Origin of the sequence: Vibrio genomosp. F10 str. ZF-129 (genome assembly GCF_000287055.2) — a bacterium.
Lineage (GTDB): Bacteria > Pseudomonadota > Gammaproteobacteria > Enterobacterales > Vibrionaceae > Vibrio.
On sequence record NZ_AJYQ02000010.1, the window covers coordinates 14,742 to 27,847 of the forward strand.

Below are 13,106 nucleotides of genomic sequence, written 5' to 3' on the forward strand. Positions count from 1 at the left end.
GTAAATAGAGATAATTTAATAAATGTGCGACAAAAACATTTACGTCAATCGAGATATCAGCTTCATTTGATAATCGCTCACCGTATTCATGAGACAAAAGCACGCTCCTTAGTAACAAAAACATGTAGATTGGTATAAAATACCTCTTTTGTATCCACAAACATTAGGAACGATCGGCAATGGCTGAATACGTATATACCATGTCTCGGGTGAGTAAAACGGTGCCCCCGAAACGTCAGATTCTGAAAGATATCTCTCTAAGCTTTTTCCCTGGAGCCAAAATCGGTGTTTTAGGTCTCAACGGTTCAGGTAAATCAACACTACTTCGTATTATGGCAGGTCTTGATACTGATATTGATGGTGAAGCACGCCCACAGCAAGGTTTGAAAGTCGGTTATCTCCCGCAAGAGCCTGTTCTTGATGAATCTAAAACCGTTCGTGAAATTGTTGAAGAAGCCGTTTCAGATGTCGCAGGAGCCTTAAAGCGTATAGACGCTGTTTATGCGGCCTATGCGGAACCTGATGCAGACTTCGATGCCCTAGCAAAAGAGCAAGGCGAGCTTGAGGCACTGATCCAAGCGAAAGACGGCCACAACCTAGAGACAGCTCTAGAGCGCGCAGCTGATGCACTTCGTCTTCCTGAGTGGGATGCGAAAATCGAATTCCTATCAGGTGGTGAACGTCGTCGTGTTGCTATCTGTCGTTTACTTCTTGAGAAGCCAGACATGCTGCTTCTTGATGAACCAACCAACCACTTAGATGCAGAATCGGTCGCATGGCTTGAGCACTTCCTGGTTGATTACAGCGGTACTGTTGTGGCGATTACCCACGACCGTTATTTCCTAGACAACGCAGCAGGCTGGATTCTAGAACTTGACCGTGGTGAAGGTATCCCATGGCAAGGTAACTACACATCTTGGCTAGAACAGAAAGATGAGCGTTTGAAGCAAGAAAAAGCAGGCGAAAGCGCACGTCAAAAAACGATTGAGAAAGAACTGGAATGGGTTCGTCAAAACCCGAAAGGTCGTCAAGCTAAGTCTAAAGCTCGTATGGCGCGTTTTGAAGAAATGACGACGGGTCAATACCAGAAGCGTAACGAAACTAACGAACTGTTTATCCCACCGGGTGAGCGTTTAGGTGACAAGGTACTTGAAGTTAAGAACCTCACTAAGTCATTTGGTGATCGCGTTCTTATCGACGACCTATCATTCAGCATGCCTAAAGGTGCGATTGTCGGTATCGTTGGTGCCAACGGTGCAGGTAAATCAACACTGTTTAAGATGTTGAGTGGCGCTGAACAGCCAGATTCAGGCACCGTTGAACTTGGCGAAACGGTTAAGCTTGCTTCTGTTGATCAGTTCCGTGACAGCATGGACGATACAAAAACAGTATTCCAAGAGATCTCTGAAGGCGCTGATATCATTAAGATCAATAACTTCGAAATCCCTGCTCGTGCCTACTGCTCTCGCTTCAACTTCAAAGGCAACGACCAACAAAAAATCATCGGCCAGCTTTCTGGTGGTGAACGCAACCGTGTCCACTTAGCAAAACTGCTAAAAGCGGGCGGTAACGTGCTGCTACTCGATGAACCGACCAATGATCTTGATGTTGAAACGCTGCGAGCTCTTGAAGAAGCGCTGCTTGAGTTCCCTGGTTGTGCCATGGTTATCTCGCATGACCGTTGGTTCCTAGACCGTATTGCAACGCACATTTTAGATTACCGCGATGAAGGACAGGTCAACTTCTACGAAGGCAACTATACTGAATACAGTGAGTGGCTGAAGAAGACATTAGGTGCTCAAGCGGCAGAACCACACCGTATTAAGTACAAGCGAATTACCAAGTAGTCGCAAGCTTAATAATGGAATCAAGAACCGCAGACATTCTGCGGTTTTTTTAAATCTGTACACCCTTTAGTCCCATCATTTAAAAAAAACTTAAGGCATTCTAAGAGCTAAGGCACATTGAACATTGCGGAACTTTGCTATTATGATTGATGAAACGTTGAAATACATGCTATTGAAACGCATACATTTGAATCTGAAACACTTGGAGCTAATGCAATTACAGCTAATGCACTTAAAGCAAGTACAGAGAAAGAAGAGATATCACTATGGTTGAAAAACGTCGATTTTCAAGAATTGTCTACAAAGCATCTGCTGTTGTTATACAAGGGAATACCTCTGTAGACGCCCACATTCAAGACTTATCACTGCATGGCTTGCTGCTCAGCGCAGAGCCGAGCTGTAATCAGCTTAATGAGAATCAAGTGGCTGATGTTCAATTCTCACTGCCAGACAGTGACATTACTATCCAAATGACCGTCAATTTAATCAAGATTGACAACAATATCATTCGAGCAAGTATCAACCACATTGATATCGACAGTATCAGCTATTTAAAGCGGCTCATTGAATTAAACGTCGGCGACGATAGCCTACTGCACCGCGACATCGAGCATTTATCCGATCTTGGGGAACACGCTCACTAAGACGAATGCAGATAACATAAACATCGGTGGGCTTTGGTTTACTGACTAAAAAACAAAAAGAGCAACCAAGGCTGCTCTTTTAGACTTTCTATGCACTTTCACTCGCTCAACGCACCTTTACCCGCTGAGATCTAACCTCTATGGATAGCATCGTTCGCTTGCTTTAATAGATTTTGGCTCTCATTCATAAACTGCGAAGAGTAATCACCGAACCAATCACTGACTTCATTAAAACTCGTGATAAAGGCCTTCTTATCTTTTCCTTCTAATATTTCTAACGCATCACCAAAACGCTGGTGAAAACGCTTTATCATATCTATGTTGTCCTGAGAAGAAAAAATGATATCGCCATACAGGTTAGGATCTTGGCCAAATAGACGGCCCACCATGGCGAGTTCAAGCCGATAAATCGGCGAACTCAATTGCAATAACTGATCAATATTCGGGTTTTCTTTGCTCAAGTGTAAACCGTAAGCAAAAGAGGTAAAGTGACGTAAAGCTTGGATCAGCGTCATGCCGTTATCATGCTCATTGGCATCGATTTCACACAATGAAGCTCCCCAAATGGCAAACTGTTTCAACAGCCACTGATAACTCTCTTCACCTCGACCATGGCAGTAAACAATGACTTGTTTCGCTAAACTCGGTACATCAGGGCCAAACATTGGGTGTAAACCGACAACGGGGCCTTGATGAACATTAAGCATCGTTTCTAATGGCATCGATTTAATTGACGTTAAATCGCATAAAATACAGTCAGAAGGTAAGTTCGATAGTTTTTCAATGACGCCTTGAGTAAGGTGAATAGGAACGGTAACAACCACAAGTCCAGCGTTGTCTAAGATCTCGTCTGCTTTATCCCAATCTTGGCTTCCCAACACTTTTACCTGGTAGCCAGACAGAGTGAACATGCGGCCAAATAAGCCACCTAATTGCCCTTTACCACCAACAATAACAACCGATCTTAACTCTGGGTTTAGGCACTTGAATCCTGAATCTTTTTCACTAGCATAGGACTCTCGCATGGTTCTGCGCAGAATATCTTCGATCAGTTGTGGTGGCACACCTTTTTTCTCTGCCTCATGCCGACGTGATGCAAGCATTGCCGCTTCACGATCAGGGGCATAAATAGGTAATCCATGCTCACTTTTGACTTCACCAACTTTCTCAACCAACGACAAACGTTGTGCTAGTAAGTCCAATATTTGCTTATCAACCGCATCTATTTGCTCACGCAATTCGTTTAATTCAACAGCCATGCTAGTTCCTTTTTACCCTTTCAGGCGATTCTCTAAAAACGGCACTAATTCTGCGTGCGCGTGACGTAATAGTGCCTCAGTTGCTTCCCAATTGATACACGCATCCGTAATGGAAATTCCATATTTCATTTCACTAAGCGGTAAATCAGATGATTGATTTCCTTCGTGAATATGGCTTTCAATCATAAGACCAATAATTGACTGATTTCCTTCGCGAATTTGGTGGATCACATCTTCAGCAACTAAAGGCTGGCGGCGGTAATCTTTACGGGAATTAGCATGACTGCAATCCACCATTAATGACGCATCTAAGCCAAACTGGGCCATGTCTTGCTCACACTCAGTGACGGATACTGAATCGTAGTTGGTCTGTTTACCACCACGGAGAATTACGTGTCCATTTGGGTTACCTTGAGTGGTTAAAAGCGCGACCTGGCCTTCACGGTTGATCCCCATGAAACGGTGACTGGATGAAGCCGCTTGCATAGCATTAATCGCGGTCGATAAGCTTCCATCGGTGCCATTTTTAAAACCAATCGGCATAGAAAGCCCACTGGCCATTTCTCGGTGCGTTTGTGATTCAGTTGTCCGTGCTCCAATCGCTGCCCAGCTAAATGTATCGGCTAAGTATTGTGGACTGATCGGGTCAAGCGCTTCTGTTGCCAACGGGATGTCCATTTCAGCGAGCTCAACAAGCAGTTCACGGCCCACATGAAGACCATGCTCAATATCAAATGAACCATCGAGATGAGGGTCATTAATCAGGCCTTTCCAGCCAACCGTGGTTCTCGGCTTTTCAAAGTACACTCTCATCACAATGTAAAGCTGGTCGCTTAACTCTTCAGATAACGCTTTTAAGCGCTTCGCGTATTCTCTAGCGGCGTCTATATCGTGAATAGAGCAAGGACCGCAGACAACGAGTAAACGATGATCTTTTTTATGAATAATATTGGCGATGTTCTGACGGGATTCTTGAATAAACTGGCGTGCTTTATCGCTCAAAGGTAACTTAGTTTTTAGTTCTTCAGGAGTAATCAATACCTGTTCATCACTAATATTGATATTGCTTAATTCACTTTTCTGCATAACTACACCTGTATATTATTTTTTACATTAAATTGTTTGGCATTTAACCACCGACCATAGCCATAAATTAACAGGATAAAATGACATTTCAAGTGTAAATATTAAAAAACAATAGTGTAAATTTTATATTACACTCGTTATTTGCTTATATTACATTGAAAATAAGATGACTAATGGTGTTTTATTGCGCTCTTCTTATCTAGAATATCCTTACTTCTCTCCATTTGGATAGCATTATGGATCTTATTCTGTCGTTACTTCAGCAGATGTGCGTCTACCTCGTTTTGGCTTACATGCTCAGTAAGACGCCCATTTTTCTCCCTTTGCTGAACATATCAAATCGTATTAGCCATAAGCTCAGTGTTTATGTCCTATTTTCTCTGTTTTGCATTTTGGGCACCTACTTTGGTTTACAAATCAATGATGCAATAGCAAATACTCGAGCGATCGGCGCGGTCATGGGGGGAATATTTGGTGGGCCTGTCGTAGGATTTTTTGTCGGACTCACTGGTGGCATGCATCGCTACTCTTTGGGCGGTTTTACCGACGTCGCTTGCGCAATATCAACCACCGCAGAAGGACTCATAGGCGGGCTCGTGCACACCTACTTTGTTAGAAAAAACAAAGTAAGTCAGCTATTTAGCCCCAGCATCGTATTTGGGACCACATTGTTTGCTGAAATTATGCAAATGCTCATCATTTTGCTGGTTGCCAAGCCTTTTGCACAATCCTATGCCCTAGTCTCTGACATTGCCGCTCCTATGATCATCGCTAATTCCTTCGGGGCAGCACTGTTTATGAGTATCTTACAAGATAGAAAAACCATCTTTGAAGAGTATTCTGCGACGTTTTCACGTCGAGCCTTAAACATTGCAGAACGCTCTGTTGGCGTCCTTTCTTCTGGGTTTAATAGCAAAAATGCCGAAAAAATCGCACGTATCGTCTACGAAGAAACCAGTGTCGGTGCGGTCTCCATCACGGATGACCAAAAGATCTTGGCGTTTGTCGGTATAGGGGATGATCACCATAAGCCAGAGACTCCCATCTCATCGAACAGCACGTTAGACGCGATCAGTGAAAACAAAATCAAGTACCTTGATGGAAAAGAGACGCCGTACCAATGCTCTTTATCCCCAAAGTGCAAACTCGGCTCTGCTTTAATCATTCCATTGCGAGCGGGCGATCGAGTCATCGGAACCATTAAGCTTTACGAACCAAAGCGAAAACTCTTTTCAACCATTAATATGGCGATGGCTGAGGGTATTGCTCAGTTGCTTTCAAGTCAGATTCTCTATGGTGATTATCAACAGAAACAGATGTTGCTATCACAAGCCGAAATAAAATTGCTCCACGCTCAAGTGAATCCACATTTCTTGTTCAATGCACTGAATACTATCAATGCTATTATTCGCCGGGACCCCGATAAAGCGCGTGACCTCATTCAGCATCTGTCGCATTTTTTTCGCAGTAACCTTAAGCAAAATATTGAGACCGTGACGCTAAAAGAAGAGCTTGCCCACGTTAATGCTTACCTGACCATCGAAAAAGCGCGCTTTAGTGAACGGTTAGAGATCGATGTGAACATTGACCCATTCCTACTCACGCGACAGCTCCCTAGCTTTACACTCCAGCCTCTGGTTGAAAATGCCATCAAACATGGCACATCACAGAAACTGGAAGGCGGTATAGTTCGGATTTACAGTCAACCGGTTTTACAAGGTCAACGTATTGTTGTGGAAGATAATGCCGGTCACTACAAAGCACCAAGTGACGATCACTCTGGTTTAGGAATGTCCATCGTTGATAAACGCTTAACCAATAAGTTTGGGCGTGATGCGGCACTAAAAATTGAAGTGGAAGAGAACCAATACACTCGAATGAGCTTTATTATTCCCACTCAAGAAAACCGCTAAGGAATGAGTATGCTTTCGGCTTTGGTTATTGATGATGAATTACTTGCTCGAGAAGAGCTCTCTGATCTGCTCGAAGAAACCGGTGCAGTATCCGTGTTGGATACTGCCAGCAATGCCATTGAAGGGCTGAAAAAAATTAATCAGTTAAAACCTGACGTGGTCTTTCTTGATATTCAAATGCCTCAAATTACCGGCATTGAATTACTAGGCATGCTTGATCCAGAGACGATGCCCTATGTTGTGTTTGTTACCGCTTATGACGAATATGCGATTCAGGCTTTTGAAGATAACGCATTTGATTATTTGCTAAAGCCAGTCAATCCATGCCGATTGGATAAAACGATATCTCGCCTTCAAAAACACACAAATCCGATAGAGCAAAAGATCTCAACCATTGCCCCACGATCGCTTGAGCAAGTACCTTGTATTGGCTTAAACCGCATCATGATCATCCCAACGCTTGATGTTGAGTTCGCCTACACTGATATCAGTGGCGTGCACGTACAAACTCAGCAGCAAACCGCAACCTGTCAACTCACCTTAAAAGTGCTCGAAGAGAAAACCCCATTAGTGCGCTGTCACCGTCAGTACCTAGTCAATCCAAAAGCCATCAAAGAAATTAAACTATTAGAAAATAACCTCGCTGAAATCGTAACGGTGAGCCACCATCAAGTTCCGGTCAGTAGACGTTACTTAAAAAGCTTAAAAGAGATGTTGGGATTTCACTAAAACCTTTATTGCATGCTTACATTTCATGGCTCAGTGACGTGCAATATGCCGTGAAAAACCACCCTAAAATGGTTTCTCATTTTAAATCTCGGTATATTCTCAGCCGTAAGTATATTCTTAGACGTAAGGACATTCTTAGCCGCAGAGAACATGGACGACCACTAGTCGAGCATCATTTTTATCGCTTCTGATGCTTGCTTCCATTGATTTGAACGGCGTAATTGAGCCAGTCTAAAAGACTGCTTTTTCAATAATGTCTCAGCGATAGGCACATCCATGATAGGCAGGTTATCAAGGACTTCGACTTGAGCATCCCGCTTGTTACACACCAGAAGCATGTCGCACCCCGCGACTAATGATTGATGAGCTCGCTCAGCTGGGCTTCCCATGATCGATGCGCCTTCCATGGTTAAGTCATCAGAAAAAACCAACCCGTTAAAGCCCAGTTTTTGACGTAATACTTGTTGTAGCCAATACTCAGAACCGCTGGCTGGCTGATCATCATAATGAGGGTAAATAACATGGGCTGGCATCATGGCATCCAATACTCCCGCTTCAATCTGAGCCTTAAAAATAGCCATGTCGGATTCAAAAATATCATCTCGATGATCATAAGGCGTTTCTAGGTGTGAGTCTGCTAATACACCACCATGCCCCGGGAAATGCTTCCCTGTCGTTGCCATACCCACGGACTTCATCCCCTGCATATACGCTGTGCTGTAACAAATAATATCGTCAACACTGTCCCCAAATGCGCGGCTGCCTATCGCCTTGCATCCATGGCCCTTATCTAAAACAGGCGCGAAACTAAGATCGATATCATGGGCGATAAGTTCTGCAGCCATCAACCAGCCACCTTGCTGAGCCAATTGTGCTCCCTCTTTATGTCTCGCGTATTCTTGAGCCGCTGGAATGATCGAAAAGCCTTCTCGGAAGCGCTGTACTCGTCCCCCCTCTTGATCGACACCAATTAAGAATGGTCGCTTAACCGTTTTACGGATCGCTTTGTTCAATGCTAATAGCTGCTCACTATCGTGATAGTTTCGAGCGAATAGGATCAAACCGCCTACCGTTGGGTGCTCTAGAATTTCCTTGTCTTCTGCCGTCAGTTCATAGCCTTCAACGTCGACCCATAATGGACCCATATCTTCTCCTAACTCCGCATAAATTCGCTAAGTCATCGAGATTATTCGCTTTAAAAATGCTTTACAATGATTTTAGGTTTGAACTCAGTGAATATACGATGAAACAACCAGAACTTTACATTGGCGTGATGTCGGGAACCAGCATGGATGGCGTCGATACTGCTTTAGTGCAGATTGATGGTGAGAACGTTCACATGATCGCACACGACGAGTACCCAATGCCAAGCGATATAAAATCTCGCTTATTGAATATTGCCACAGGTCAGCGAACCAATTTAATTGAAATAGGGGAACTGGACCACCAACTTGGCCGACTGTTTGCCGATGCGGTTAATGCGCTACTGGATAAATCCGGTTACCAAGCCGATCACATTGCAGCGATTGGTAACCATGGACAAACCGTCTTTCATCAGCCCACAAGCGATTTCCCGTTTACCATGCAGTTGGGTGATGCCAATATCATTGCTGCCCAATGTGGCATTGATACTGTTGCCGATTTCAGACGCAAGGACATGGCGCTTGGCGGGCAAGGCGCTCCGTTAGTCCCCGCTTTCCATCAAGCTATTTTTAGTGCGACTCACTCCAGCGTCGTCGTGTTAAACATTGGGGGAATATCGAATATTTCAGTGTTGCGACCCAATCAAAAGGTCATCGGCTACGATACCGGACCTGGGAATATGCTGATGGATGCTTGGTGCCAAAAGCACCGAAACCGACCGTATGATAAAGATGCTGAATTTGCGTATCAAGGCAATGTCGAACCTTCCCTTCTCTCTGAATTACTTGCAGAAAGCTATTTGCAGAAGCCCCCACCGAAAAGTACCGGACGTGAGCTGTTTAATCTCGATTGGCTTACGAAACATTTAGCGGATCATTACGTGCCCGCCGAGGATGTCCAGCGTACGCTATGTGAATACACCGCCCTCACTATCTGTGAACAAGTCAGGCTCTATAAAGTCGGTCTATCCCCAGAATTATTAGTTTGTGGCGGAGGAGCACAGAATCCATTGCTCATGATGCGTTTAGCCGAGCTGCTACCAGACTGGCAGGTTGCTTCCACTTCAGAAAAAGGGGTTGATGGTGACTTTATGGAAGCCATCGCTTTTGCCTGGCTAGCTCAAAGACGCCTTCACGGACTAAGCAGCAATTTGCCTGAGGTCACCGGTGCCAGTAAGCTTGCCTCCTTAGGCGTAATCTATCCATCCAATTAAAAGGCTTAACATGACTAATGATGCCCTTATTTCTGCCCTTTCTCATCTGGTATCGGAGGGGCGTAACCCCGAAACCATGGATATCGATCTTCTTTCAGCAGAGCAAATAGTGGGTAGGCTCAATCAACAAGATAAGCAAGTACCTATCGCGGTTGAGAAAGAGTTGCCTCAAATTGCCAAAGCGGTTGATAAGATCGCTCACGCCTTTCAAAACGGTGGTCGCCTGATTTACATGGGTGCTGGTACCAGTGGTCGATTGGGTGTATTAGATGCCTCAGAATGCCCACCGACGTTTGGTGTTTCAAACAAGATGGTTATCGGCCTCATCGCCGGTGGACCAGAAGCAATTTTGAAAGCCAAAGAAGGCGCGGAAGATTCGCTGACTCTCGGTATTGAAGATCTGAAAGCCATTCAGTTTTCAGAAAATGATGTCGTGGTAGGCATCGCTGCTAGTGGCCGCACACCTTACGTAATTGGTGCACTCAACTACGCCAATCAGATTGGCGCGGTGACGGTTGCGCTGTCTTGTAATCCAGATTCACCGATAGCTGAGATCGCTCAAATAGCGATAAGCCCAGTGGTGGGCCCAGAAGCCTTAACCGGTTCCACACGCCTCAAATCAGGTACCGCGCAAAAGTTGGTGCTTAACATGCTGACAACTGCCAGCATGATTCGCATTGGTAAAAGCTACCAGAACCTGATGGTCGACGTAAAAGCGACCAATGAAAAGTTGGTTGCTCGCGCTGCTCGTATCGTTATCCAAGCAACCGAGTGCGATATTCAACAAGCAACGAAAACACTGGAAGTCACTGGATATGATGTGAAGTTGTCTATTCTGATGATTTTAACAGGGCTGGACCTCGATAGCGCGAAGCAACAACTTCTGAACCAACAAGGGTTTCTTAGAAAGGCGGTTGAAAGTAGCAAACCCTCTTAACTGATGCGGCTAAACTGATGTCGCTTAACTAATACATCTTGAACATAGCGCTCGCTTAGCCCGTGGGCCAAGCATTGGCCAGGTTGTTGTTTTCCCTAGTCAATGCTTTACTTGTTTATGGTAGACACCCATTCATCAGTTGCTGTATTCAGACCAACCGCGTTGCCACTCCATGCGAAATTTCTGTGATTCTTCGGTTCCTTCACATACCCCTTCATAGTACTGACCAGACAGTCCCATTTGGTAAGCAAAATTAGGATTACAGTACTCTGTCACTCCCACAGTATATCCTTCGGTGTATTCCGACACTTTAACGCCACCAAGCTTTGATAAGTCTTTGTATGAACGTTCAGTATGTCCTTTAATTCCATCTTGGTATCCAATTTGATACCAATCCCCGCTTTCCGCTAACTGCTCTGTACTACTAGCACAGCCAGTCAGAGCGCCAACCAAAGCCAGTGCGATAATATGTTTCATTATTTTCCTTTCGCTTATAACGTTTTACTACAACATGACATTTAATTTCCTATCCCGCCACTTAATTTTGATAGCGTCCTTTTAAATCGGTCACAGGCCTTTGAGATATGATGGCAACCGTTTACGTCCGGCACGAACCACTTAATTATATTGGATACCACTCAGCTAGGTATATGACCACTGAGTGGTTTACTGAATGTGCCTATTCATTGGGTTAGTTATCATAGAGGCTGAACTGATAATTTAAATCAAAGGATGACCCTATGTTGTGGTTTTTTACTTGTGTTGCTGCCCTTATTGGCGGCTATTTTATTTATGGCGCTTTCATTGAAAAAGTTTTTGGTATCAATGAAAAACGTAAAACGCCCGCTCACACGAAAACCGACGGTGTGGATTACGTTCCAATGTCGACACCAAAAGTTTACCTGGTTCAACTACTCAACATAGCCGGGGTTGGCCCAATCTTTGGCCCAATCATGGGGGCACTGTATGGCCCAGCCGCGATGCTTTGGATTGTTATCGGTTGTATCTTTGCGGGTGCCACTCATGATTACTTCTCAGGTATGCTTTCTGTGCGTAATGGCGGGGCTTCGGTACCCACCATCACAGGCCGCTACTTAGGCAAAGGCGCCAAACATTTTATGAACATTTTTGCCATTGTCTTGTTGCTGCTTGTTGGTGTGGTATTCGTTTCGGCGCCTGCTGGAATGATCACAAACCTAATCAATGACCAAACGGATCTGAACGTTAGCATGAGCACGTTAGTCGCCATCATTTTTGGCTACTACATCATCGCAACGATTGTCCCAGTTGATAAAATCATTGGTCGCTTCTATCCATTGTTTGGGGCGTTACTGATCTTCATGTCAGTGGGTCTAATTACAGCCGTTGCCGTATCAAGTGAGCACACGGTTCTTGGTGGCTTTGAAGTGAGTGACATGTTCAACAACATGAATCCTAACGATATGCCACTTTGGCCAGCACTCTTTATCACCATAGCTTGCGGTGCTATTTCTGGCTTCCACGCGACTCAGTCTCCACTTATGGCTCGCTGCATGGAAAATGAAAAAAATGGTCGCTTCGTCTTTTACGGCGCAATGATTGGTGAAGGTATCATCGCTCTTATCTGGTGTGCTCTTGCTCTATCTTTCTTTGGCTCGGTTGATGCTTTGGGTGAAGCCGTAGCAAATGGCGGACCTGGTGCGGTGGTTTACGGTGCTTCATTTGGTCTTTTGGGTGTATTTGGTGGTATTTTAGCGTTCCTAGGTGTGGTTATCCTGCCAATCACGTCTGGCGATACTGCTTTCCGTTCAAGCCGTTTGATTTTGGCTGAATACTTCAACATGGAGCAAAAAACGCTGCGTAACCGTCTACTGATGGCACTACCACTGTTTGTACTTGGCGGTGTGTTAACTCAAGTTGACTTCGGAATTATCTGGCGTTATTTCGGGTTTGCTAACCAAACTACCGCCGTCATGATGCTTTGGACCGCTTCCGCATACCTGCTGCGCCACGGAAAAATGCACTGGGTAACCACGGTTCCTGCTATGTTCATGACGACCGTTGTGTCTACCTTCATTCTAAACAACAGTACCCTTGGCTTTGGCTTACCAATTCAACTATCTACCATTGTGGGCATCTTATTCACTTTAGGCGTAACCGCTTATGTCATTAAGATTTCAAAAGGCAAAGGCGACACTGATTTGGCTGATGAAGAGCACCCTCAGGTTGAAACTAAGACCGCGTAATGCGTCGATAACACTTTGTATCAATGGGTACAAAAACAAACAATAAAAATGGAGCGCTACCTTAGCGCTCCATTTTTTATCTCTCAACATAAACTTACAGTAAATAAACC

General features: G+C 44.6%; 11 protein-coding genes. 7 read left to right on the forward strand and 4 right to left on the reverse strand.

What is annotated here, in order from left to right; genetic code table 11:
- Positions 1–179: 179 nt before the first annotated feature.
- Positions 180–1,847 (forward strand): energy-dependent translational throttle protein EttA, encoded by a 1,668-nt coding sequence (ettA, locus tag A1QO_RS01360; protein WP_017035448.1) that lies wholly within the window; start codon positions 180–182, stop codon positions 1,845–1,847.
- 266 nt (positions 1,848–2,113) lie between these two features.
- A complete protein-coding gene (locus tag A1QO_RS01365; RefSeq protein WP_017035449.1) occupies positions 2,114–2,491 on the forward strand; it encodes a PilZ domain-containing protein in 378 nt (125 codons plus the stop codon).
- A gap of 131 nt (positions 2,492–2,622) precedes the next feature.
- Here A1QO_RS01365 and tyrA read toward each other — a convergent pair whose 3' ends face one another.
- Positions 2,623–3,750 carry a bifunctional chorismate mutase/prephenate dehydrogenase gene (gene tyrA, locus A1QO_RS01370; protein ID WP_017035450.1) on the reverse strand — a complete coding sequence of 376 codons (1,128 nt, stop codon included), beginning with the start codon at positions 3,748–3,750 and terminating at the stop codon, positions 2,623–2,625.
- Positions 3,751–3,762: 12 nt separating this feature from the next.
- On the reverse strand, positions 3,763–4,836 hold the full coding sequence (locus A1QO_RS01375; protein ID WP_017035451.1) for a 3-deoxy-7-phosphoheptulonate synthase: 1,074 nt from the start codon (positions 4,834–4,836) through the stop codon (positions 3,763–3,765).
- 236 nt (positions 4,837–5,072) lie between these two features.
- Here A1QO_RS01375 and A1QO_RS01380 point away from each other — a divergent pair, with 236 nt between their 5' ends.
- Together A1QO_RS01380 and btsR are read left to right on the forward strand one after the other, a co-directional pair.
- Entirely contained in the window at positions 5,073–6,749 is a 1,677-nt protein-coding gene (locus A1QO_RS01380; RefSeq protein ID WP_017035452.1) for a sensor histidine kinase, read from the forward strand.
- Positions 6,750–6,758: 9 nt separating this feature from the next.
- On the forward strand, positions 6,759–7,478 hold the full coding sequence (gene btsR, locus A1QO_RS01385; protein WP_017035453.1) for a two-component system response regulator BtsR: 720 nt from the start codon (positions 6,759–6,761) through the stop codon (positions 7,476–7,478).
- A gap of 161 nt (positions 7,479–7,639) precedes the next feature.
- Here btsR and nagZ read toward each other — a convergent pair whose 3' ends face one another.
- Complete coding sequence (gene nagZ / locus A1QO_RS01390) at positions 7,640–8,623, reverse strand: beta-N-acetylhexosaminidase (protein ID WP_017039773.1); 984 nt, start codon at positions 8,621–8,623, stop codon at positions 7,640–7,642.
- Positions 8,624–8,721: 98 nt separating this feature from the next.
- Between nagZ and A1QO_RS01395 the strand changes: the two genes are divergently transcribed.
- Together A1QO_RS01395 and murQ are read left to right on the forward strand one after the other, a co-directional pair.
- Entirely contained in the window at positions 8,722–9,834 is a 1,113-nt protein-coding gene (locus tag A1QO_RS01395) for an anhydro-N-acetylmuramic acid kinase (protein ID WP_017035455.1), read from the forward strand.
- A 10-nt stretch (positions 9,835–9,844) separates the two neighbouring features.
- Complete coding sequence (gene murQ, locus A1QO_RS01400) at positions 9,845–10,771, forward strand: N-acetylmuramic acid 6-phosphate etherase (protein WP_017039772.1); 927 nt, start codon at positions 9,845–9,847, stop codon at positions 10,769–10,771.
- Between the two features lie 135 nt (positions 10,772–10,906).
- On the opposite strand, the gene A1QO_RS01405 is transcribed toward murQ, so the two are convergent.
- Positions 10,907–11,248, reverse strand: coding sequence for a DUF2799 domain-containing protein (locus tag A1QO_RS01405; RefSeq protein WP_017035457.1), 342 nt, complete (start codon positions 11,246–11,248; stop codon positions 10,907–10,909).
- A 263-nt stretch (positions 11,249–11,511) separates the two neighbouring features.
- Here A1QO_RS01405 and A1QO_RS01410 point away from each other — a divergent pair, with 263 nt between their 5' ends.
- On the forward strand, positions 11,512–12,996 hold the full coding sequence (locus A1QO_RS01410) for a carbon starvation CstA family protein (protein ID WP_017035458.1): 1,485 nt from the start codon (positions 11,512–11,514) through the stop codon (positions 12,994–12,996).
- Positions 12,997–13,106: the final 110 nt, after the last annotated feature.